Annotated in this window: 19 protein-coding genes; 15 read left to right on the top strand and 4 right to left on the bottom strand. The window is 74.7% G+C overall.

The window, feature by feature from the left end; all coding sequences use genetic code 11:
• The first annotated feature begins 28 nt into the window (after window positions 1–28).
• From ACWIX3_RS15095 to ACWIX3_RS15085, 3 genes are all read left to right on the top strand, one after another.
• Window positions 29–667 carry a GNAT family N-acetyltransferase gene (locus ACWIX3_RS15095; RefSeq protein ID WP_448608170.1) on the top strand — a complete coding sequence of 213 codons (639 nt, stop codon included), beginning with the start codon at window positions 29–31 and terminating at the stop codon, window positions 665–667.
• A 163-nt stretch (window positions 668–830) separates the two neighbouring features.
• Window positions 831–1,184: a YciI family protein gene (locus ACWIX3_RS15090; protein WP_448608169.1), complete on the top strand. Its 354-nt coding sequence runs from the start codon at window positions 831–833 to the stop codon at window positions 1,182–1,184.
• Between the two features lie 8 nt (window positions 1,185–1,192).
• Window positions 1,193–2,428, top strand: a complete 1,236-nt coding sequence (locus ACWIX3_RS15085) for an RNA polymerase sigma factor (RefSeq protein ID WP_448608168.1) — start codon at window positions 1,193–1,195, stop codon at window positions 2,426–2,428.
• Between the two features lie 74 nt (window positions 2,429–2,502).
• Here the strand turns inward: ACWIX3_RS15085 and arfB are convergent, their stop codons facing one another.
• Window positions 2,503–2,943, bottom strand: coding sequence for an alternative ribosome rescue aminoacyl-tRNA hydrolase ArfB (gene arfB / locus ACWIX3_RS15080; RefSeq protein WP_448608167.1), 441 nt, complete (start codon window positions 2,941–2,943; stop codon window positions 2,503–2,505).
• Window positions 2,944–3,014: 71 nt separating this feature from the next.
• Between arfB and ACWIX3_RS15075 the strand changes: the two genes are divergently transcribed.
• Window positions 3,015–3,626 carry a hypothetical protein gene (locus ACWIX3_RS15075; RefSeq protein WP_448608166.1) on the top strand — a complete coding sequence of 204 codons (612 nt, stop codon included), beginning with the start codon at window positions 3,015–3,017 and terminating at the stop codon, window positions 3,624–3,626.
• Window positions 3,627–3,632: 6 nt separating this feature from the next.
• On the opposite strand, the gene yidD is transcribed toward ACWIX3_RS15075, so the two are convergent.
• Window positions 3,633–4,193, bottom strand: coding sequence for a membrane protein insertion efficiency factor YidD (gene yidD / locus ACWIX3_RS15070; RefSeq protein ID WP_448608165.1), 561 nt, complete (start codon window positions 4,191–4,193; stop codon window positions 3,633–3,635).
• A gap of 9 nt (window positions 4,194–4,202) precedes the next feature.
• Here yidD and mmuM point away from each other — a divergent pair, with 9 nt between their 5' ends.
• From mmuM to ACWIX3_RS15055, 3 genes are all read left to right on the top strand, one after another.
• On the top strand, window positions 4,203–5,105 hold the full coding sequence (gene mmuM / locus ACWIX3_RS15065; RefSeq protein WP_448608164.1) for a homocysteine S-methyltransferase: 903 nt from the start codon (window positions 4,203–4,205) through the stop codon (window positions 5,103–5,105).
• Between the two features lie 127 nt (window positions 5,106–5,232).
• Window positions 5,233–6,504, top strand: coding sequence for a hypothetical protein (locus ACWIX3_RS15060; RefSeq protein ID WP_448608163.1), 1,272 nt, complete (start codon window positions 5,233–5,235; stop codon window positions 6,502–6,504).
• Window positions 6,501–6,998 (top strand): hypothetical protein, encoded by a 498-nt coding sequence (locus tag ACWIX3_RS15055; RefSeq protein ID WP_448608162.1) that lies wholly within the window; start codon window positions 6,501–6,503, stop codon window positions 6,996–6,998. Before ACWIX3_RS15060 ends, ACWIX3_RS15055 begins: the two co-directional genes overlap by 4 nt.
• Before the next feature lie 46 nt (window positions 6,999–7,044).
• Here the strand turns inward: ACWIX3_RS15055 and ACWIX3_RS15050 are convergent, their stop codons facing one another.
• A complete protein-coding gene (locus tag ACWIX3_RS15050; RefSeq protein ID WP_448608161.1) occupies window positions 7,045–7,902 on the bottom strand; it encodes a glucose 1-dehydrogenase in 858 nt (285 codons plus the stop codon).
• 113 nt (window positions 7,903–8,015) lie between these two features.
• On the opposite strand from ACWIX3_RS15050, the gene ACWIX3_RS15045 reads away from it, so the two are divergent.
• From ACWIX3_RS15045 to ACWIX3_RS15030, 4 genes are read left to right on the top strand one after another with little or no spacing between them, the layout of a single operon-like run.
• Complete coding sequence (locus ACWIX3_RS15045) at window positions 8,016–10,562, top strand: DEAD/DEAH box helicase (RefSeq protein WP_448608160.1); 2,547 nt, start codon at window positions 8,016–8,018, stop codon at window positions 10,560–10,562.
• Window positions 10,563–10,590: 28 nt separating this feature from the next.
• Window positions 10,591–11,370: a sulfite exporter TauE/SafE family protein gene (locus tag ACWIX3_RS15040; RefSeq protein ID WP_448608159.1), complete on the top strand. Its 780-nt coding sequence runs from the start codon at window positions 10,591–10,593 to the stop codon at window positions 11,368–11,370.
• 55 nt (window positions 11,371–11,425) lie between these two features.
• Window positions 11,426–12,172 carry a hypothetical protein gene (locus ACWIX3_RS15035; RefSeq protein WP_448608158.1) on the top strand — a complete coding sequence of 249 codons (747 nt, stop codon included), beginning with the start codon at window positions 11,426–11,428 and terminating at the stop codon, window positions 12,170–12,172.
• A complete protein-coding gene (locus ACWIX3_RS15030) occupies window positions 12,169–12,936 on the top strand; it encodes a sulfite exporter TauE/SafE family protein (RefSeq protein WP_448608157.1) in 768 nt (255 codons plus the stop codon). The genes ACWIX3_RS15035 and ACWIX3_RS15030 overlap by 4 nt, the downstream gene beginning before the upstream one ends.
• A gap of 37 nt (window positions 12,937–12,973) precedes the next feature.
• On the opposite strand, the gene ACWIX3_RS15025 is transcribed toward ACWIX3_RS15030, so the two are convergent.
• Entirely contained in the window at window positions 12,974–13,639 is a 666-nt protein-coding gene (locus ACWIX3_RS15025; RefSeq protein ID WP_448608156.1) for a hypothetical protein, read from the bottom strand.
• 449 nt (window positions 13,640–14,088) lie between these two features.
• Here ACWIX3_RS15025 and sbnA point away from each other — a divergent pair, with 449 nt between their 5' ends.
• The 4 genes from sbnA to ACWIX3_RS15005 are packed head-to-tail and all read left to right on the top strand — an operon-like array spanning window position 14,089 to window position 22,106.
• The gene (sbnA, locus tag ACWIX3_RS15020; protein ID WP_448608155.1) at window positions 14,089–15,180 is read left to right on the top strand and encodes a 2,3-diaminopropionate biosynthesis protein SbnA; all 1,092 of its coding nucleotides are present in this window, start codon (window positions 14,089–14,091) and stop codon (window positions 15,178–15,180) included.
• A 16-nt stretch (window positions 15,181–15,196) separates the two neighbouring features.
• Entirely contained in the window at window positions 15,197–18,598 is a 3,402-nt protein-coding gene (locus tag ACWIX3_RS15015) for a Pls/PosA family non-ribosomal peptide synthetase (RefSeq protein ID WP_448608154.1), read from the top strand.
• Window positions 18,595–21,129, top strand: coding sequence for a non-ribosomal peptide synthetase (locus ACWIX3_RS15010; protein ID WP_448608153.1), 2,535 nt, complete (start codon window positions 18,595–18,597; stop codon window positions 21,127–21,129). Before ACWIX3_RS15015 ends, ACWIX3_RS15010 begins: the two co-directional genes overlap by 4 nt.
• On the top strand, window positions 21,126–22,106 hold the full coding sequence (locus tag ACWIX3_RS15005; RefSeq protein WP_448608152.1) for a TauD/TfdA family dioxygenase: 981 nt from the start codon (window positions 21,126–21,128) through the stop codon (window positions 22,104–22,106). Before ACWIX3_RS15010 ends, ACWIX3_RS15005 begins: the two co-directional genes overlap by 4 nt.
• Window positions 22,107–22,126 lie beyond the last annotated feature (20 nt).

Raw genomic sequence — 22,126 nt, 5'->3', positions numbered from 1 at the left:
GCTGTTAGGGCACGCCTACGCTGGCCGGGTGGCCGACCGCGTGATCTCCGTGCACCTCGGCGCCCCCTCGGTCCGCCTCGCCGAGCAGCGTGACGTGCCGCGGATCGCCGCCACCCTGACCCTCGTGCAGGCCACGTCGCGGTGGGCCCGCTGGGCGCTGCCGGACGACGGCCGGCTGCAGCGGCTGACCCGGCTGCACGAGCTCGACGCCGGCCACCGGGCGGTCTCCACGGGCACCGGGTGGGTCACCGAGGACGTCAGCGCCGTGGCCGCCTGGGAGGCGCCCGAGGGCGCGCCGGGCACCCGGCCGCTCCCGGACGACGTCCGGGTCGCGCTGGCGCAGGAGCTGCCGCACGTCACCGGCTCCCGCTGGGACGCCGTCCGCCGGACCCGCGAGCTGGTCGACGCCGCCCGCCCGGCCGGCCCGCACTGGTGGCTGTCCCACCTGGGCACCCGGCCCAGCAGCCGGCGCCGCGGCTACGGAACGGCGCTGCTGGCCCCCGGGCTCGCCCACTGCGACACCACCGGGCTGCCCGCCGCCACCGTCGTCTCGACCTGGGCAGCCGTCCGGTTCCTGCGGCGGGTCGGCTTCGACGTCGACCGCGCGATGGACAGCTCCGACGGCACGCTGTCCCTCTGGCTGCTGGTGCGGCCGCCGCGGGTCTGATCGGCGCCCGGAACCGAACTGCTCACCGGGCTCCCCGGAGGCGGGACGTCCGTGGCTCGCCACGGGGATCCGCATCTGCTTCGGTGTCGATCCGCGGCCGGTCCGTTCGTACAGGGGGTGAGCGGGCCGGCAGGGAGCCGGCCGCCGACCCGAGGAGGACACGATGGCGCAGTACCTGCTCACCATCTACCAGCCCGACGGCGGGGAGCCGCCGGCGGAGGTGCTGGAGCCGATCATGCGCGACCTGGACGCGGTCAACCGCGAGATGCGCGAGGCGGGCGCCTGGGTCTTCGCCGGAGGTCTGCACCCGCCGGACACCGCCACCGTGGCCCGCCCCTCCGGGGACGAGGTCCTGCTGACCGACGGGCCCTACCTCGAGGGCAGGGAACACGTCGGCGGGTTCACCGTCGTCGAGGCCCCGGACATCGACGCCGCACTCGAGTGGGGCCGCAAGCTCGCCCGCGCGATCACCCTGCCGATCGAGGTGCGGCCGCTGCACGGCGGACCGAGCTGCTGACCGACGCCGTGTCGGCTGTCCCGGCCGCTCAGGTCGAGCGGGTCTTCCGCGAGTCCTACGGGCGCGCGGTCGCCGTCCTGACCCGCCTCCTCGGCGACATCGACGCCGCCGAGGAGGCGGTCCAGGACGCCTTCACCACCGCGGTCGCGCGCTGGCCGGCCGAGGGGGTCCCGCCCAGCCCGGCCGGCTGGATCGTCACCACCGCCCGCAACCGGGCGATCGACCGGCTGCGGCGCGAGTCGACCCGCGCCGACCGGCACCGGGCCGCCGCACTCCTGCACGACCCCGACCCGCCGCCCGAGGAGGGCGCCGTGCGCGACGACCGGCTGCGCATGCTCTTCACCTGCTGCCACCCCGCCCTGGCCCCCGCCGCCCGCGTGGCCCTGACCCTGCGGCTGGTCGGCGGGCTGACCACCGCCGAGATCGCGCGCGCCTTCCTCGTGCCCGAGGCGACGATGGCGCAGCGCCTGGTGCGGGCCAAGGCCAAGATCCGCGACGCCCGCATCCCCTACCGGGTGCCGGCCGAGGCCGACCTGCCCGACCGGCTGTCCGGCGTCCTCGCCGTGGTCTACCTCGTCTACTCGGAGGGGCACACCGCCTCGGCCGGCGACCGGCTGGTGCGCACCGACCTGTGCGCGGAGGCGGTCCGGCTGGCCCGCGAGCTGGCCGAGCTCATGCCCGACGAGCCCGAGGTGCTCGGCCTGCTCGCGCTGGTGCTGCTCAGCGAGTCGCGCCGGGCCACCCGGGTCGCACCGGACGGGTCGCTGGTGCCGCTGCCCGAGCAGGACCGGTCGCGGTGGGACGCCGCGCTGATCGCCGAGGGGCAGGAGCTGGTGCGCCGCTGTCTCCGCCGCGGGGCCCCGGGGCCGTACCAGGTGCAAGCGGCGATCCAGGCGGTGCACAGCGACGCCGCGACCGCCGCCGCCACCGACTGGGCCCAGGTGCTCGCGCTCTACGACCACCTGATGGCGCTGACGCCGAGCCCGGTGGTGGCGCTCAACCGCGCCGTCGCGGTGGCCGAGGTGCACGGCCCCGCGGCGGCGCTGGCGCTGCTCGACGGGCTCGACCTGCCGCGCTCGCACCTGCTGCCCGCCGTCCGGGCCGACCTGCTGCGCCGCCTGGGGCGGTGTGCCGAGGCCGCCGCGGCCTACGACGCAGCGCTCGCGCTGACCGGCAACGCCACCGAGCGCGCCTTCCTGGAGCGACGGCGGGCCGAGACCACCGGCGCCACCGAGCCCACCTGAGCTCCCTCCCGGAGGCTCGACCCCTGCTCCCAGGAGGAAGCAGGGGTCGAGCCTCCGGGAGGAGCACCCGGCCGTCAGTCCCAGCGGCGACGCTGCCTCTTGAGCTCCCCGCGCTGCTTCTTGGCCTCGATGCGCCGCTCCTGCGAGCCGCGCGTGGGCTTCGTGCGCCGGCGGGCAGGGGGTGGCGGGGCCAGCGCCGCGCGCAGGACGGCGGCCAGCCGCTCCCGGGCGGCCTGCCGGTTGCGCAGCTGCTGACGGTGCTCGCTCGCGGCCACGGTGAGGACGCCGTCCACCATCCGGCCGGCCAGGCGCGCGGCCAGCCGCTGCCGCTGGACCCCGGTCAGACCCGGCAGCTCCAGCGGCGCGACGGACAGCTCCACCCGGGAGTCGGCGGTGTTGACGCCCTGCCCGCCCGGGCCCGACGAGCGGGAGAACCGCCAGTGCAGCGCGGCCGCCGGCAGGACGAGCGAGCCGGTCACCGGCAGGTCCCCGGAGGCGTCGTCGATGGCCGGCACGTCCCCCAGTGTGGCGACACGGACGGTCCCGCACCCCTGCCGGGGCCCGCGGCCGTGCCAGGCTGCCGCCCGTGACCACCGACACGCGGACGAGGACCGCGTCCGCCCGGCCGGCCGCGATCGCGGTGGCGGCCGCCGCGCTGACCTGCGCCGCGACAGGGGTCGGCACCCTCGTCGAGTGGCCCTCCCCCGTGCGGACCACCGCGGGCTGGCAGGTCGCCGACGTGCCGGCGGCCACCGTCGGTCTGGTGCTCGGGGCGGCCGTGCTCTGCCTGGGCGTGGCCGGCGTCCTCGCGCGCCCGCGGTCGCTGCCGGGGCGCCTCGTCCCGGTGACCTGGTGGCTGCTGGCCCTCGCGTCGGCGTTCGCCCTCGCGTGGAACGCCCTCTACTCCGCTGCGCTCGCCGACCAGGTGGGAGGCGCGGTCATCCCGGTCTTCCACTGGCTGTTCACCTTCGTACCGGCCCTCGTCGTCGGACTGGGGACGCGCAGCGCCGGCGCCCGCACGCAGCTGCGCGCCACCCTGGGCACCGCCGTCGTCACCCTGCCGCTGTTCGCCCTCGGCTGGGCGCTGCTGGCGTCCCCGGGCGGTGCGGTGGCCTTCCTGGGCGCGCTGTACGACACCGCCGTCCTCGGCGTCGTGCCGTTGGTCGTGGCCGTCGCGGCCACCCGACCGAGACGCTGACCGGGCTCAGGCGGCGGGCACCGGGTCCGTGCCGCCGGCCGCGCCGGGACGGCAGCGCACCAGCCGGCGCAGCGTCAGCCAACCGCCCCGCGCGGCGCCGTGCCGTTCCAGCGCCTGGACGGCGTAAGCCGAGCAGGTCGGCTCGAAGCGGCAGCACGGCGGTCGCCCGGGACTGACCTCGCGCTGGTAGACCCGGACGGCGGCCACCAGCCGGTCCCGCACGCGGGTCCCGCGCCGGCCGGTGCCGGCGGCGTGCACGTGCCGCACCGTGGTCGGCACCAGGAACATCCCGTCGACACCGCAGCCGATCGCGTTGGCCAGGCAGCACCCGGTGTTGAGGAACAGCAGGTCGCGCAGGCAGGAGCCGTCCCGGTCGTAGCCGCGGCGCGGCCCGTGGCCGTACCCGTACCTCGGCCCGTAGCCGTAACCCGGGCCGTAGCCGTACCGGCGGCCGTACCCCGGCCCGTGCCGGCGCCGGCGCGGGCGCCACCCGCTGTTCCAGATGAAGACCATGACCCCGATCCTCCGGGCGAACGGCACCCGGCGCAGGCCGGGCGGGCCGGGCACGATCGGGGCATGCCGGACTTCCCCCTCGCCACCGCGCTGGCCGCCGGGACGGTGCTGCTCGACGGTGGCCTGGCCACCGAGCTGGAGGCGCAGGGGCACGACCTGTCATCGGCGCTGTGGTCGGCCCGGCTGCTGCACGACGACCCGGAGGCCGTCGTCGCCGCGCACGCCGCCTTCGCCGCAGCCGGCGCCCAGGTGGCGACCACCGCCAGCTACCAGGTGTCGGTGGAGGGGCTGGCCGCTGCCGGGCTCGACGCGGCGGAGGCCCGGCGGCTCGTCGTCCGCTCGGTCCACCTGGCCGAGCGCGGGGCCCCGGAGGCGTGGGTCGCCGGGTCGGTCGGGCCCTACGGCGCGGCCCTCGCGGACGGGTCCGAGTACACCGGGGACTACGCCGACGAGATCGGCGTCGACCGGCTCCGGCGGTGGCACCGGCCGCGCATGGAGTGGCTGGCCGACGCCGGTGCCGACGTCCTGGCCTGCGAGACGGTGCCGGCCGCAGCCGAGGCCGAGGCGCTGCTGGAGGAGGCCGACATGCTCGGCGTCCCGGTGTGGCTGTCGCTCACCACGGTGGTGGACGGCGACGGCGTGGTCCGCACCCGCCGCGGCGAGCCGGCCGAGGAGGTGTTCGCCATGGCGTACGGCAACGACGCCGTGGTGGCCGTCGGCGTCAACTGCACCGACCCGACCGCCGTCGGCCCGTCGTTGGCAGCCGCGGCGTCGTCGGGCAAGCCGCTGGTCGCCTACCCGAACAGCGGCGAGGGCTGGGACGCCGGCGCGCGCCGCTGGACGGGCACCCGGGGCGTGGACCCGGCCCAGGTGCCCAGGTGGCTGGCTGCCGGCGCCCGGCTCGTCGGGGGGTGCTGCCGGGTCGGCCCGGCCGACATCGCCCGGATCACCGTCGCCGTGCGCTGACCCGATCTGCGCACGGCGGCGCCACACGGTTGGCCCGCCAACGGCCGTTGACCCGTGGGGCAGCCGGCCCCACTGTGCCTACAGACGTTCCCCGGCCGGGTGAGCGGCCCCACGGACGGACACCGCCATGCGACGCACCGTGCTCATCGGCTCGACGACCGCCCTCCTGGTCGCCGGCGCCTTCGCCCCGACCGCCCTCGCCCGCACCGATCCGCACGGCTGCTCCCCCACCGAGGCCAACCGACCGGTCTGCGCGGCCGGCGTGACCGCGGACGCCGCCACCTTCATCGACCCGACGGCCGCGGTCGAGGGCGCCGGGCACGTCACCCTGGGGCGGCAGGGCTACGTCGGTCCCTTCGCCGAGCTGCTCGCGTCGGAGGGGGCGCCGATCACCGTCGGCGAGGCCTCGAACGTGCAGGACAACGTCACCGTCGACGCCCGCGGCGGCAGCGGCATCGAGGTCGGCGACCGCGTCATCCTGGCCCACGGGTCCTCGGTGCTCGGCTCGGCCAGCGTCGGCACCGAGGAGAGCGAGCTGCCCGCCGAGGTCGTGGCGGCCGGCGTGGACGTCGGCGCGGGCTCGGTGTTCCTCTCCTTCGGCGCGCAGGTCGACGGCGCGACGATCGAGCGCAACTCCGGCGTCTCGGCCCTCGCCCGGGTGGCCCCGGGCGTGACCCTGCCCAGCGGTTTCCTCGTGCTGCCCGGCAAGGACGTCACCACCGACGCCGAGGCCCGCGACCCGGGGCTGGGCGAGGTCCGCTACATCAACCAGGGCGACGTCGACTTCAACGAGGCCGTCATCCACGTCAACGAGTCGCTGGCCCGCGAGTACACCGAGCTGTACCGCGAGGACCCGACCGCGGTGACCGGCGCCAACGTCGACCCCGGCGGTAGCGGGTTCAACCCCGACCGCGACCTGCCGAGCTTCGCCGGCGAGGAGCAGGCCCGCCCGGAGTTCCGCAACCGGGTGATCGGGGACGTCGACCTCGCCGACCCCTTCGCACGCTTCGCCGAGCGGACCGGTGAGCGGATCGCCGTCCGCGCCGACGAGGGTGAGCCCTTCACGGTCGGGCACGTGCACCGGATGGGCGACGACGTCACCTTCCACGCCCTCGAGGGCACCGACCTCCACGTCGGCGACGACGTCCGCTACGGCACCGGCGCGATCGTGCACGGCGGTGGCCGGGTCGTCGCCGCAGGCCGGCCCGAGGCACCGACCGTGGTGGGCGACCGGGTGCGGCTCGGCGACGAGGTGGTCGTCTTCCGCAGCACCATCGGGGACGGCGCGGTGATCGGCGACCGCAGCGCGGTCGTCGGCACGGACCTGCCGGCGGACGCCGTCGTCCCGCCGCACACGATCGTCCTCAACGGTGAGGTGTTCGGCGCCGTCGAGTGGTGACGCCGTCCCTCCGTCCGCCGGGCCCGGTGGCCGCGCTCCTCGTGCTGGCCGCCGGGCTCGCCGGTTGTGCGGCGGGCGGGGCGGGGACGCCGGCCGCCGAACGACCAGCGGGCCCGGCGGCGGAGACCACCGCCGTCACCGGCGCCGCCCCGGTGCTGGCGTCGGCGACGCTGGTCGACGACGTCGACCCCGCGGTCGGCACCTGGTCGACCACCTGGGAGGCGTGCTTCGCGCCGGCCGGGAACGAGGCCGTGGCCGGCTGGGAGGTGCAGACGGTGACCGCCGAGGGCGTCGCCCCGCGGGTCCGGGAGCTGACCGGCGGCTGCATCGACCTGGAGCTGGCCCAGGGCCGGGGCACGGCACCGACCGACGATCCCGGGCGGACCGCCGCCCTCGCCGATGCCGGCTCGCTGGCCTACCAGGTGCGCGGTGTGCGGGCCGACGGCTCGGCCACCCCGTGGACCGACCCGGTCGTCGTCGGCACCGTGCGCTGAGCGGGGTGCCACGGGCACGCGCGCGCCCGTGGCACCGTCCCAGGGCTCAGAGGATCGGCTTGCCTCCCGTGACCGCGACCCGGGCGCCGGAGACGTAGGACGCCTCGTCACTGGCCAGCAGCACGTAGACCGGCGCGAGCTCGGCAGGCTGCCCGGCCCGGCCCAGCGGCACCTGCTGCCCGAAGCTCTCCACCTTCTCCTCCGGCATGGTCGCCGGGATCAGCGGCGTCCAGACCGGGCCGGGGGCGACGCTGTTGGCGCGGATGCCCTTCTCGGCCAGCATCTGCGCGAGGCTGGCGGTGAAGTTGGCGATGCCGGCCTTGGTCATCGCGTAGGCGATGAGGTTGGGACTCGGGTTGTCGGAGTTGACCGACGACGAGTTGATGATCGACGCCCCCGGCTGCATGTGCGGTACGGCGTCCTTGGTCAGGGTGAACATCGCGGTCAGGTTGAGCGCCACCGTGTGGTCCCACTCCTCGTCCGAGATCTCCTCGAGCGAGTCGTGGCTCATCTGGAAGGCGGCGTTGTTGACCAGGATGTCGACCTTGCCGAAGGCCTCGACGGCCTTGGGGATGATCGTCTTCTGGTGCGCGCGGTCGGCGAGGTCCCCGGGGACCAGCACGCACGTGCGGCCGGCGTCCTCGACGTACTTCTTGGTGTCCTCGGCGTCCTCGTGCTCGTTGAGGTAGGAGATCAGGACGTCGGCACCCTCACGGGCGAAGGCGATGGCGACGGCGCGGCCGATGCCGCTGTCGCCGCCAGTGATGACCGCCGCCTTGCCGGTCAGCCGGCCGGAGCCGCGGTAGCTCTCCTCCCCGTGGTCGGGCTTGGGCGTCATCTCCCCCAGCGTGCCGGGGACGTCCTGCGACTGGGCGGGCTGGGATTCGGGGCGGGGCTCGGACACGGGTCCTCCAGGTTCGTGGGCATCTGCCGCCCCCCGCCTACCCGGGCTCCGCGCGGCAGAACCGGGCCGCCCCGCCGGGAAGCGAACCGGCGTCAGGCACGCTGTCCCCCACGATGACCGCCACCGCCCCTCCCCTCCTCGACGACCCGTCCGACCTCTCGTCCCTGCGGGCGCGCGGCGCCGACCCCGACGAGCTGTTCAGCTCCTTCGCCGCCTGGGCGCAGGACAACGGCACCGTGCTGTACCCGGCCCAGGAGGAGGCGCTGATCGAGCTGGTCAGCGGCGCCAACGTCGTCCTCGCGACGCCGACCGGCTCGGGCAAGTCGCTGGTGGCCACCGGCGCGCAGTACGCGGCGCTGGCGGAGGGACGGCGCAGCTACTACACCGCCCCGATCAAGGCGCTGGTGAGCGAGAAGTTCTTCGCGCTGTGCGGCGTCTTCGGTGCCGAGAACGTCGGCATGCTCACCGGCGACGCCGCGGTCAACCGGGACGCCCCGATCATCGCCTGCACCGCCGAGGTCCTGGCCAACACCGCTCTGCGGGAGGGCGCGGACGCCGACATCGGCCTGGTCGTCATGGACGAGTTCCACTTCTACGGCGACCCGGACCGCGGCTGGGCCTGGCAGGTGCCGCTGCTGGAGCTGCCGAGGGCGCAGTTCCTGCTGATGAGCGCCACCCTGGGCGACACCGGCTGGTTGCGCGAGGACCTCACCCGCCGCACCGGCCGGCCCACCGCGCTGGTCGCCGGTGCCGAGCGCCCGGTGCCGCTGCACCACTACTACGCGACGACGCCGATGCACGAGACGATCCAGGAGCTGCTCGACACGCGGCAGGCGCCGGTCTACGTCGTCCACTTCACCCAGGCCTCGGCGCTGGAGCGCGCGCAGGCGCTGATGAGCGTCAACGTGTGCACCAAGGAGGAGAAGGCCGCGATCGCCGAGATGATCGGCGGCTTCCGGTTCACCACCTCCTTCGGGACGACCCTGTCGCGACTGGTCCGCCACGGCATCGGCGTGCACCACGCCGGGATGCTGCCCAAGTACCGGCGGCTGGTGGAGCAGCTGGCCCAGGCCGGCCTGCTCAAGGTCATCTGCGGCACCGACACCCTCGGCGTGGGCATCAACGTGCCCATCCGCACCGTGGTGTTCTCCGCGCTGTCCAAGTACGACGGCACCCGCACCCGGCTGCTCAACGCCCGCGAGTTCCACCAGATCGCCGGGCGGGCCGGGCGCGCCGGCTACGACACCGCCGGCACCGTCGTCGTCCAGGCGCCCGAGCACGAGGTCGAGAACCTCCGGCAGTTCGCCAAGGTCGCCGACGACCCCAAGAAGCGCCGCAAGCTGGTGCGCAAGAAGGCGCCCGAGGGCATGGTGCCGTGGTCGGAGGGCACCATGCGGCGGCTGGTCGAGGCCGAGCCCGAGCCGCTGACCAGCAACTTCCGGGTGTCGACGGCGATGGTGCTCGACGTCGTCGACCGCCCCGGCGACCCGTTCGTCGCGATGCGCCGGCTGCTCACCGAGAACCACGAGCCGCGCAAGCGGCAGCTGCGGCACATCCGCGAGGCGATCGGCATCGCCCGCTCCCTGCTGCAGGCCGGCGTGCTGGTGCGGCTCGCCCAGCCGGAGCCGGACGGGCGGCGCCACGACCTCACGGTGGACCTGCCGCCGGACTTCGCGCTCAACCAGCCGTTGTCGACCTTCGCGCTGGCCGCGATCGACCTGCTCGACCCCGAGTCGGACACCTACGCCCTCGACGTGGTCAGCGTCATCGAGGCCACCCTCGACGACCCTCGGCAGATCCTCGCCGCCCAGCTGAACAAGGCCAAGGGCGAGGCGGTGGCCCGGATGAAGGCCGAGGGGATCGAGTACGAGGAGCGCATGGAGCTGCTCGAGGAGATCAGCTACCCGAAGCCGCTGGCCGAGCTGCTCGAGCACGCGCTGGAGGTCTACACCCGCTCCAACCCGTGGGCGGCCGACGCGCAGCTGTCGCCGAAGTCCGTCGTCCGCGACGTGTGGGAGAACGCCTACACCTTCCGCGAGCTGGTCAACACCTACGGGCTGACCCGCGCGGAGGGCGCGGTGCTGCGCTACCTCTCCGACGCCTACAAGGCGCTGCGCTCCGGCGTCCCCGCCGCCGCGCGCACCGACGAGGTGACCGACCTGGTCGAGTGGCTCGGCGAGCTGGTCCGCCAGGTGGACTCCTCGCTGCTGGACGAGTGGGAGCAGCTGACCAGTCCCGACCAGCCGCTGGACGCACCCGTCGCCGTCCCGGTCCGCCCGCGGCCGCTCACCGGCAACGAGCGGGCGTTCACCGCGATGGTCCGCAACCAGCTGTTCCGACGGGTCGAGCTGTTCGCCCGCCGCCGGTGGTACGACCTCGGCGAGCTCGACCGCGGCTCCGGATGGGACGCCGAGCGCTGGGGCGAGGTGGTGCAGGCCTACTTCGCCGAGCACGCCGAGCTCGGCACCGGCGCGGACGCCCGCGGCCCCGCGCTGCTCATCTGGGACAAGGCCGAGCCCGGCGTGTGGCGGGTGCGGCAGATCCTCGACGACCCGGCCGGCGACCACGACTGGGGCTTCGACGTCGAGGTCGACCTCGAGGCCTCCGACGAGGAGGGCGCCGTCGTGCTGCGCGTCGTCGACGCCGGCCGCAGGGACTGAGGGTGCCCCGCCCGCCGGTGATGCCCCGATGACGCTGCTGGAGATGCTCGCGGTCGCCGCGGCGGGGCTGGCTGCTGGTGCCATCAACGCCGTCGTCGGCTCCGGCACGCTGGTGACCTTCCCGGTGCTGCTCGCCGTCGGCCTGCCGCCGGTGACCGCGACGATCAGCAACTCCCTCGGCCTGGTGCCGGGCAACCTCGCCGGCTCCCTGGGGTACCGGCGCGAGCTGGCCGGGCAGCGCTGGCTGCTGCTGCGGCTGCTGCCCGCCTCGGTGCTCGGCGCCCTGACCGGGGCGTTCCTCCTGCTGCACCTGCCGGCCAGCAGCTTCGAGGCGATCGTGCCGGTCCTCGTGGGGCTGGCCGTCGTCCTCGTCGCCGTCCAGCCGGTCGTGTCGCGCGCCCTGGCGCGCCGGCGTGCCGAGGAGGAGCTGCCGTCCCGGATCGGCCCGGGTCGGCTCGCCGCCCTCTTCGCCGGCGCGTACGCCACGGGAAGCTACGGCGGCTACTTCGCCGCCAGCCAGGGCGTGCTGCAGATCGGCGTCTTCGGGCTGCTGCTGCGCGAGTCGCTGCAGCGGCTCAACGCGATCAAGAACGTGCTCACCCTCGCGGTCAACGGCGTCGCCGCCGGGGCCTACGTCGTCGTGGCGACCGACCGCGTCGACTGGCGCGCCGCCGGGCTGGTCGCGGCCGGCTCGCTGCTGGGCGGGTACGTCGACGCCCGGTTCGGCCGCCGGCTGTCCCCGGCCGTGCTGCGCGCCGCCATCGTCGCGCTGGGGTGCGTCGCGATCGCCGTCCTGCTCACCCGGTGACCCATCGGGACCGGCCGGTGTCGGAGTCCCGGACGCGGCCCGGCAAGCTGGACCCATGACCGGGAGTGCAGCCGAACGCTTCGACAAGGCCCTGACCTCCTCGTCGGCCGACCTCGCCGGCCCGGAACTGCTGCCCTCGCGGCTGGCTCGGGCCTGCGCCACCGCGCTGGGCGTCGACGGGGCCGGGCTGAGCCTGCACGTGGGCATGCTGCGGACGCCGATCGGCGCCAGCGACCCGCAGACCGCGCACGCCGAGCGCCTGCAGTTCACCGTCGGCGACGGCCCGTGCCTGCGCGCGCAGGACAACGGCACGGTCATCGCCTTCTCCCTGGAGGACATCGCGCGCAACTGGCCGGAGCTGTGGGCCTCGCTGCTGAACGAGACGACCTACCGCGGCGTGCTCTCGGTGCCGCTGCCACCGCCGATGGGGCCGCTGGTCGTCCTCGACCTGTACGTGCGCGACCCGGCCGGGCTGACCTCCCTCGACCGCGCCGACGTGCAGTACGTCGCCCGGCTGACCACCGAGGAGCTGGCGGTCACGGTGTCCGGGCCGGAGTTCCCCGATGACGGCAGCGACTGGCTGGAGAGCCCCCACGCGCAGCGGCGGTCCAACGTCTGGCAGGCCATGGGTCTGGTCGGCATCTCCTTCGGCCTCGACGCCACCGACGCGATCGCCACGATGCGCGCCTCGGCGATCGCCGCGGGCCGCGTGGTGGACGACGTCGCCGAGGACATCGTCGCGGGGCGGCTCGTGCCCGCCGACCTGCGGGCCGCGCCCGGCCGTGACGGCCACGGCGGGTGAGCCCTGCGGAGTTCGCCCTGCTCGTGCTGGCCGGACTCGGCGGTGGCCTCACGGGCAGCATCGCGGGGCTGGCGTCGCTGGTGAGCTACCCCGCGCTGCTGGCGGCCGGGCTGCCCCCGGTGGCGGCCAACGTGACCAACACGGTGGCGCTGGTCCTCAACAGCGCGGGCTCGGTGAGCGCCTCCGGGCCGGAGCTGCGCGGTCAGGGACGGCGGCTGCTGCGGCTGACGGGCGGCGCGGTGCTCGGCGGCGCGGCCGGCGCGGCGCTGCTGCTGCTCACGCCGTCGGACGCCTTCGAGGTGATCGTGCCGTGGCTGATCGCCGGGGCCGCGATCGCGCTGCTGGTGCAGCGGCCGCCGCGCGAGCTGGCCGCTCGGGGGGCCGCCGCGCACCCGACCCACCGCGACCCGTGGTGGCTGCCGGCAGCCGTCTGCGCCGTCGCGGTCTACGGCGGCTACTTCGGCGCTGCGGCCGGCGTCATGATCCTGGCGCTGTTCCTGCTCTCGACCGGCGAGGGGCTGGCGGTCGGCAACGCGCTGCGCAACGTGGTGCTGGGCGCGGCCAACCTGACCGCGGCGATCGGCTTCGCCGTCTTCGCGCCGGTCGCCTGGTCGGCGGTGCTGCCGCTGGCGATCGGGCTGTTCGTCGGCGGGCGCCTCGGCCCGCGGGTGGTGCGGCGCGCGCCGCAGAAGCTGCTGCGCCGGCTCATCGCCCTCGCCGGCATCGGCCTGGCCGTGCACCTGGCCGTGCAGGCCTACGGCTGAAGGGAGGACCCCGTCCCGAGGCCGGGACGGGGCCGGCTCAGTTGCTGACGTAGGCGGCGAGGAACAGGACGAACGAGCTGGTCAGCAGCAGCAGCCGGGCCGGCGTCAGCCCGTTGATGAGGTTGGCCGTCGCCTCGACCCAGGCCGGCCGGATCCCGGCCTCCCGCGCACCACGGCGCACCAGGCGGACCTCGTCGGCCAGCAGCGCCCCGGATGCGCCGAGCATGCCCAGCCCGACGGTGAGGAAGACCAGCGCGAGGCGCTCCCGGAAGGCCTCGGCGACCCCGCCGAGCAGCAGCGCGACGGCCAGGCCGGCGAGCAGGCCGACCACCGCACCGGCGACCGGCGCCCACGGGCCCATCCGGGTCAGCGGGAACGGGTTGCGGGCCCCAATCCGCGGACGGCGGGCGACCGGGCCGGTCTGCTGGACCCCCTCCGGCGCCGGGGTGGGAGCGCCGGCCGGCTGCGGCGGCGCGGGGGGCGTGCCGACCGGGATGGGGCCGGTCGCCGTCGGGGCGGGCGGAACCGGGCCGGCGCGGTCCGGGCCCGACGGGAGCGGTCCGGACGGTGCGGCGCCGGCCGGGTCGGCGCCGGACGGCGTCGCACCCGCCGGGGTCGCACCCGCCGGGGTCGCACCCGCGGGCGCGGCCGCGGGCAGCTCGGTGGTCACGGGGGACGACGGGGTTCGGGGTGCCTCGGACATCGCCGCCCACGCTAGGCGCAGGGGCCGACGCCGGCGGGGAGGCCGGTGCGGGTGTCGACACGTCGACACCGCGACACGCGTCGCGAGCAGGGTCCCTGGTCCTGGGTCGTCCGGACTACACCGGATGTCTGATGGAGACGAAACCTCTCCGTAACACAGACTTCCTGCATTACACCGGCTCGACGGCGCCCGGCGGTGCCGCCGATCCAGCCGGGTCCGGCGAGCGTGCAGGGGAGCCATGGTCCCGACCGAGTCCGAGCAGGTTCCTCCCGGACGTCCCTCCCCCGCCGGCCGCGCCCGCCTCCCCTTCCCCCACCGAACGGTTCGGCTCCCGGTGTATCACCCGCGCGGCCGCCGCTCTCTGGGTGAGTGCGAGCGCCATCCCAGCCCCCCCGATGTCTCGGTTCCCACGCGCAGCCGTGTGCGCTGCCACTCCTGAGGAGACACCCGTGACCGTCATATCCGTCCCGCAGGCCTTCAACGAGGACGACCTGTACGTGGACCTGCGGTCGATCGTCGACGCCCCGCTGTTCCTCAAGTGCGAGGGCTTCAACTTCGCCGGCTCGATCAAGCTCAAGGCCGCCACCGAGATGGTCGAGGCCGCGGAGCGGGACGGCATCCTCACCCGGGACTCGATCATCATCGAGTCGTCGTCGGGGAACCTGGGCGTGGCGCTGAGCATGATCGCGGCGAGCAAGGGCTACCGGTTCCTGTGCGTGACCGACCCGCGCTGCAACCTGTCGACCCGGCGGCTGATGGAGGCCCTCGGCAGCCAGGTCCACATCGTCACCGAGCCCGACCCGGTGGGCGGCCTGCTCGGGGCCCGGAAGGCCTACGTCCGGGCGATGTGCGCCTCCGACAGCCGCTACGTGTGGCTGAACCAGTACCGCAACCCGAACAACTGGGGAGCGCACTACCGCCGGACGGCGCCGGCGATCGCCCGCGCCTTCCCGGAGCTGGACGTGCTGTTCCTGGGTGCGGGCACCACCGGCACCCTGATGGGCTGCGCCCGCTGGTTCAAGCAGTCGGACCGCCCGGTGAAGATCGTCGCCGTCGACAGCGTCGGTTCGGTGACCTTCGGCGGGCCGCCCAGCCAGAGGGTGATCCCCGGCCTGGGCAGTGGCGAGCGGCCGGAGATGCTCGACGAGTCCTACGTGGACGACGTGGTCATGGTCGAGGAGGCGGACACGATCCGCACCTGCCACCGGCTGGCCCACCGTGGCTTCCTGTTCGGCGGCTCCACCGGCACGGTGGTCAGCGGGGCGGCGAGCTGGCTGGCCCGCCACGGGGGCCCGGACACCACCGCGGTCGCCATCGCGCCCGACCTGGGTGAGCGCTACCTCGACACGGTCTACCAGACCAACTGGCTCGAGGACCTCTTCGGCAAGGACGTGCTGGACCCGGTCCAGGCCGCCCACCCGTTCCCGGAGAGCCTCTCGCGGCCGGCCGAGGCGGGCGCCGAGCCGGATGGTTCCACCCTGATCACCTCTCGGCCGGACGCCGAGGTCGTCCAGCTGCCCCTGCCGCGGTCGGGGGGCTGACGTGCTGGGACACCCCGTGGACCTGGTCTCCGCCGGCGCGGTCGCTCCCGCGCCGGCGGCCGACCCGGTGCTCACCGGCTACGCCGCGGTGCTGGCCGAGGTGCTGCAGGTCGACTCCGTCGACCCCGGCGCGCACGTCTTCGAGGACCTGGGCGCGGACTCCATGGTCATGGCCCGCTTCTGCGCCCGCGTGCGCAAGCACCCGGACCTGCCCGCGGTCTCCATCAAGGACGTCTACGCACACCCGACGCTGCGCGGCCTGGCCGGCGCGCTGGCTCCCGCGCCGGCGGCCGACCCGGTCCTCACCGGGTTCACCGCCGTCCTGGCCGAGGTGCTGCAGGTCGACTCCGTCGACCCGGGCGCGCACGTCTTCGAGGACCTGGGCGCGGACTCCATGATCATGGCCCGCTTCTGCGCCCGCGTGCGCAAGCACCCGGACCTGCCCGCGGTCTCCATCAAGGACGTCTACGCACACCCGACGCTGCGCGGCCTGGCCGGCGCGCTGGCTCCCGCGCCGGCGGCCGACCCGGTCACGTCGGGCCTGGCGGCGGTGCTCGCCGAGGTGCTGGGCGTGGACTCCGTCGACCCGGGCGCGCACGTCTTCGAGGACCTGGGCGCGGACTCGATGGTCATGGCCCGCTTCTGCGCCCGCGTGCGCAAGCACCCGGACCTGCCCGCGGTCTCCATCAAGGACGTCTACGCACACCCGACGCTGCGCGGCCTGGCCGGCGCGCTGGCTCCCGCGCCGGCGGCCGACCCGGTCACGTCGGGCCTGGCGGCGGTGCTCGCCGAGGTGCTGGGCGTGGACTCCGTCGACCCGGGCGCGCACGTCTTCGAGGACCTGGGCGCGGACTCGATGGTCATGGCCCGCTTCTGCGCCCGCGTGCGCAAGCACCCGGACCTGCCCGCGGTCTCCATCAAGGACGTCTACGCGCACCCCACGCTGCGGAGCCTGGCAGCGGCCGTGGCCGAGCCGGCCCCGGCGGTCGCCGAGCCGGCCGACGCCACCCCGGCGCCGGAGGCTCCGGCCCGCACGGTCCGGCGGGCCAGCGGCGTCGAGTACGTGCTGTGCGGAGTGCTGCAGGCCCTGATCTTCCTCGCCTACTCCTGCGTCAGCGCGCTGCTGTTCATCCAGGGGTTCGTCTGGATCCTCGACGGGGGCACCCTGCTGCAGGACTACCTGCGGGCAGTCGTCTTCGGCGGCGCGACCACCGTGGGTCTCTGCGTCTTCCCGATCGTGGCCAAGTGGGTGCTGATCGGCCGGTGGAAGCCCCAGCAGATCCCCGTCTGGAGCCTGGCCTACGTCCGCTTCTGGGTCGTCAAGACGCTGATCCGGGCGAACCCCCTGGTGATGCTGACCGGCGGCCGATCGCACACCAGTTCCAGCTCACCGCTCCACGTGCTGTACCTGCGGGCGCTGGGCGCGAAGATCGGTCGGGGCGTGGCGATCTACTCCCGCAACGTCCCGGTCTGCACCGACCTGCTGACCATCGGCGACGGCACGGTCATCCGCAAGGAGTCGTTCTTCAACTGCTACCGCGCCCACGACGGCGTCATCGAGACCGGCCCGGTCACCCTCGGGGCGCACGTGTTCGTCGGCGAGGCGACCGTGCTGGACATCGGGACCGCCATGGGCGACGGGGCGCAACTGGGTCACGCCTCGTCCCTGCAGACCGGTCAGTCCGTGCCGGACGGCGAGCACTGGCACGGTTCCCCGGCGCAGCCGACGACGGCGGACTTCCGGGGCGTCGAGGAGGTCGACCTCGGGGCCTCCAGGAGGTTCGTCTACGGCCTCACGCAGGTGCTGACCAGTCTCGTGTTCACCGTGCCGCTGGGGCTCGGAGCCCTGGCGTTCCTGACGATCGCGTTCCCGTGGATCGGCGCCCTCCTCGATCCCGGGGAGGCGGCCTACACGCAGTGGAGCTTCTACCGGGACGCCCTGGTCACCTCGGCCATCATCTTCTTCGGCTTCTTCCTCGTCGGCCTTCTCGTCCAGGTCACCGTCCCCCGCGTGCTCAACCTGTTCATCGAGCCGGACCGGGTCTATCCCCTGTACGGCTTCCACTACTCGGTCCACCGGGGAATCGCCCGCTTGACCAACAGCCGGTTCTTCGCGTTCTTCTTCGGGGACTGCTCCTACATCGTCCACTACCTGCGGGCCCTCGGGTACGACCTGTCCCAGGTCCAGCAGACGGGCTCCAACTTCGGCTCGCTGATCACGCACGAGACGCCGTTCATGGCGAAGGTCGGGCGCGGCACGATGATCGCCTGCGGCCTGTCGCTGATCAACGCGGAGTTCTCGAACTCGTCCTTCCGGCTGGCCCGGACGGAGATCGGCGCCGACAACTTCCTCGGCAACAACGTCGTCTACCCCGCACAGGGCAGGACGGGCGACAACTGCCTCCTCGCGACGAAGGTCCAGGTGCCGGTCGACGGCGAGGTCCGGCAGGACGTCGGACTGCTGGGCTCCCCCAGCTTCGAGATCCCGCGCACGGTCGCTCGGGACGCACGGCTCGGCCAGGTCACCCCCGAGGAGGTCCGGCGCCGGCTGGCCGCGAAGAACAGGCACAACATCGTCTCGATGGCGCTGTACCTGCTGGTGCGGTGGTTCTACGTCTTCCTGTTCACCGTGCTCACGGCGTCGGTCCTGGAGCTGTACAGCAACCACGGCGCCTCGGTGGTCGCGCTCTTCAACGCCGTCCTCCTCGTGGTGGGCATCTCGTACTGGGTCCTGGTCGAGCGGTCCGTCGCCTGGATGAAGGCCCTGAGGCCGGACGGCATCTCGATCTACGACCAGGCGTTCTGGCGGCACGAGCGGTTCTGGAAGGTGCCGGCCGTGAGGTACGTGCACGTCCTCAACGGCACGCCCTTCAAGAACCTCCTCTGGCGCGGGCTGGGCGTCCGGATCGGCAAGCGGGTCTTCGACGACGGCTGCGCGGTCATCGAGAAGTCCTTCGTCACGATCGGGGACGAGTGCACGCTCAACGCCCGCACCATGCTCCAGTCCCACTCCCAGGAGGACGGCGGCTTCAAGTCCGACCTGATCACCGTCGGGTCCCGCTGCACCCTGGGCGTCGGCGCCTACGTCCACTACGGCACGACGATCGGCGACGGCGCGGTCCTCGCCGCCGACACCTTCCTCATGAAGGGCGAGCAGGTGCCGCCGGGTGAGCACTGGGGCGGCAACCCCGCCGTCGAGCTGACCCCGCTCCCCGCCGCCGTCCCCACCCCCACCCCCACCCCCGTTCCGCGTCCCCGTGACGACGTCCCCACCGAACGCCCCAGCCTGTCCGTGGAGGAGCTCATGGCACTGTTCCGGGAGGACGACGGCGCGCCCGGTCCGTCCTCGACCGTCCCGCTGCCGCGCAGGAGCGGCCGGCACCGCGCCACCCAGCGCCACCTGGCGGGGTCCCGGTGACCGCCATCGGCACCCGCCCGAGCACGGACGTCGACCGGGCGTTCTGGCGGGAGGTGCTCCTCGCCGGGGGGGCGACGGCCCTCCCCCGCTGGGCCCCCCACCCGGTGCCCGGCACCGCAGAGGTCGAGGTTTCGCTGCCCGCCGTCACCCTGGTCGCGCTGCGCCGGCTGGCCGACCGGCTCGCGGTCCCGCTGGGATCGGTGCTGCTGGCCGGGCACGTCCGCGTGCTGGCCGCGCTGACCGGCGAGCCCGACGTCGTCACCGGCTACGTCGCCGCGGACGGCGGGACCCCGCTGCCCTGCCGGCTGCGGGTGGACGCCGGCTCGTGGCGGCAGCTGGTGCGGGCGGCCGCGACGACCGAGTCCGGGCTGCTGGCGCACCGGCACGCCGACCTCTCCGCCCTCCGCCGCGAGCTCGGCACCTCCGGGCCGTCGTCCGAGGCGGTGTTCGACCCCACCGGCGCCGGCGGCGAGCTGCCCGGCGGCGCGGTGCTGGCGATCGTGCCGGTGCACCGCGGCGAGCGGCTGACCCTGCGGCTGCGGTACCGCACCGACGCGTTCGACGCGGAGGCGGCCGCGCGGATCGGCGGCTACCACCGCACCGCGCTGGACGAGCTGGTCGCCGACCCGGACGCCGACCCGATGACCGCCGTGCTGCTCTCGGCGGAGGAGCTGGTGCTGCAGATCGACGGGCTGGCCGGGCCGCACCGCGAGCTGCCCGACCGGCGGGTGCACCAGCTCATCGAGGAACAGGCCCGCCGGCACCCGGACGACGTCGCCGCCGTCCACGGCGAGGAGCAGATCAGCTACGGCGAACTCGACGGCCGCGCCAACCAGGTCGCCCGGGCCCTGCTCGCCCGCGGCCTCCAGCCCGAGGACGTCGTCGCGGTGGTCACCGAGCGCGACCTGGACTGGCTGACCGCCGTGCTGGCCGTGTTCAAGGCCGGCGGCGCGTACCTGCCGCTCGAGCCGCACTTCCCGGCCGACCGGATCGCCCGGGTGCTGACCCGCGCGGAGTGCCGTCTGGCGCTCACCGAGCCGGGCAGCACCGCCTCGCTCGACGACGCGCTGACCGGGCTGCCCGGTGTCCAGGCGCTGGCCGTCGGCGACGCCGCGGCCGAGGGGCACCCGGCCACCGCCCCCGGGGTGCAGGTCGGCCCCGACCAGCTGGCGTACCTCTACTTCACCTCCGGATCGACGGGTGAGCCCAAGGGTGCGATGTGCGAGCACGCCGGGATGCTCAACCACGTCCTGGCCAAGATCGACGACCTCGGCATCGCCGAGGGGCGGGTGGTCGCCCAGGTCGCCCCGCAGTGCTTCGACATCTCGCTGTGGCAGCTGGTGTCGGCGCTCGTGGTCGGCGGCCGGACGGTGCTCGTCCCCCAGGACGTCGTCCTCGACGCGGAGCGCTTCGTCGACCGGCTGGTCGACGAGCACGTCGCGGTGGTGCAGGTGGTGCCCTCCTACCTCGAGGTGGTGCTGACCTACCTCGAGGCGCACCCCCGGACGCTGCCGGACCTGCGCTGCGTCTCCGTCACCGGCGAGGCGGTGAAGAAGGAACTCGTGCAGCGCTGGTTCGCCGCACAGCCGGGCATCGCGCTGGTCAACGCCTACGGGCTGACCGAGACCTCCGACGACACCAACCACGCGGTGCTGCGGGCGGTGCCCGACACCGACCGGGTGCCGCTGGGCCGGCCGATCGCCAACGTCGAGGTGCGGGTCGTCGACGAGCACCTGGTGCCGGTGCCCCTGGGCGCGCCCGGCGAGATCGCCTTCTCCGGCGTCTGCGTCGGCCGCGGCTACGTCAACGACCCCGAGCGGACCCGGGCCGCCTTCGTGCCCGACCCGTACCGACCGGGCCGGCGGCTCTACCGCAGCGGCGACTCCGGCCGCTGGCTGCCCGGTGGCGAGCTGGATTTCCTCGGCCGGCGGGACAGCCAGGTGAAGATCTCCGGCTTCCGCATCGAGATCGGTGAGATCGAGAACACCCTGCTGCGCGTGCCGGGCGTGCGCGACGGCGCGGTGGTCGTCGCCGAGGGTCCCGACCGCACCCGGCACCTGGTCGCCTTCTGGACCGGCGCCGAACCGATCCCGGACGACGTCCTGCGGAACACCCTCGCCGGATCTCTGCCGGCGTACATGGTGCCGCGGGCCTTCCACCGGCAGCCGGCACTGCCGCTGACCCCCAACGGCAAGGTCGACACCAAGGCGCTCACCGCGCTGGCCGGGGAACTGCTCACCGGCAGCCAGGACCACGACGCACCGACCACGCCGAGCGAGCGGCGGCTGGCCGACGTCTGGTCGACGGTGCTCGGCGTCCCGGCCGACCAGATCGGCCGGCGGGACTCCTTCGCCGCCCTCGGCGGGACCTCCCTGTCGGCGGTGAAGCTCCTGGTCGCCCTGGGCCGCGCGGTGTCGCTGAAGGAGCTCCAGGCCGCACCGGACCTCGCCGCCCTCGCCGCGCTGCTCGACGAGCGCGCCGGCGTCTCCTCCGTCCCCTCCCCCCGAACTCCGGAAGGCAGTGCCTCATGACGTCCTCCTCCCTGCTGGACGTGGAAGTGCGCCCTGGGAGCCCCCCGATCCTCCGCGCCGACACCGCCGGCGACGCCGTGGCCTGGGCCGCCGAGCACCGCAGCGCGCTGCGCGCCGCCGTCCTCGAGCACGGGTCGGTGCTGGTCCGCGGCCTGGGGCTGGCCGACGCCGACGCGGTCGCCGCCGTGGCCGGCCGGCTGACCGACCGGCTGGTCGGCGAGCGGGAGGCCTTCGCCCCCCGGGAGCCCCGACCCGGCGGGCTGTACTCGAGCACGCCGTGGCAGGCCAACCAACCGATGTGCATGCACCACGAACTCAGCTACACGCTCGAGGTGCCCGGCCTGCTGCTCTTCGCCTGCCTCACCGCGCCCACCGCGGGCGGGGCGACCGCGGTCGCCGACGCACCCACCGTCCTCACCGCGCTGCCGGCGGATCTGGTGGCCCGCTTCGAGCGGGAGGGCTGGATGCTCACCCGCAGCTACAACGACGAGATCGGGGCCTCGGTCGAGGAGGCCTTCGGCACCGACGACCGGGGCGCCGTCGAGGGTTACTGCCGGGCCAACGGGATCGAGTTCGAGTGGCAGCCCGACGGTGGCCTGCGCACCCGGCAACGGCGCAGCGCCGTCGTCCGCCACCCCGTGACCGGGGAGCGGTGCTGGTTCAACCAGGTCGCCTTCCTCAACCAGTGGACGCTGGCCGAGGAGGTGCGCGAGTACCTCGTGGACGTGTACGGCGAGGACGGGTTGCCGTTCAACACGCGGTTCGGCAACGGCGACCCGATCGGCGAGGACGTCGTGCAGGTCGTCAACGAGGTCTACGAGGCCCACACCGCGCGGGACCCCTGGCAGGACGGCGACCTGCTGCTGGTCGACAACATCCGCACCGCGCACAGCCGGGAGGCCTACGAGGGCCCCCGCGAGGTGCTGGTCGGGCTCGCCGACCCGACCCGCCTGACCGAGCACGGGCCGACCGCCTGACGCCTCCCGTCCCTTCCTCC

It is taken from the genome of Geodermatophilus sp. URMC 60, assembly GCF_053502585.1.
The sequence above is the reverse complement of the archived record's forward strand: the minus strand, read 5'-3'. Positions and strand labels throughout refer to the sequence as shown.

What these genes read in the sequence shown, in the direction of transcription:
- ACWIX3_RS15040 (WP_448608159.1), top strand. Translation starts at nt 10,591, where the DNA reads ATGACGCTGCTGGAGATGCTCGCGGTCGCCGCGGCGGGGCTGGCTGCT.
- ACWIX3_RS15045 (WP_448608160.1), top strand. Translation starts at nt 8,016, where the DNA reads ATGACCGCCACCGCCCCTCCCCTCCTCGACGACCCGTCCGACCTCTCG.
- ACWIX3_RS15090 (WP_448608169.1), top strand. Translation starts at nt 831, where the DNA reads ATGGCGCAGTACCTGCTCACCATCTACCAGCCCGACGGCGGGGAGCCG.
- mmuM (WP_448608164.1), top strand. Translation starts at nt 4,203, where the DNA reads ATGCCGGACTTCCCCCTCGCCACCGCGCTGGCCGCCGGGACGGTGCTG.
- ACWIX3_RS15060 (WP_448608163.1), top strand. Translation starts at nt 5,233, where the DNA reads ATGCGACGCACCGTGCTCATCGGCTCGACGACCGCCCTCCTGGTCGCC.
- ACWIX3_RS15025 (WP_448608156.1), bottom strand. Translation starts at nt 13,639, where the DNA reads ATGTCCGAGGCACCCCGAACCCCGTCGTCCCCCGTGACCACCGAGCTG.
- ACWIX3_RS15005 (WP_448608152.1), top strand. Translation starts at nt 21,126, where the DNA reads ATGACGTCCTCCTCCCTGCTGGACGTGGAAGTGCGCCCTGGGAGCCCC.
- ACWIX3_RS15035 (WP_448608158.1), top strand. Translation starts at nt 11,426, where the DNA reads ATGACCGGGAGTGCAGCCGAACGCTTCGACAAGGCCCTGACCTCCTCG.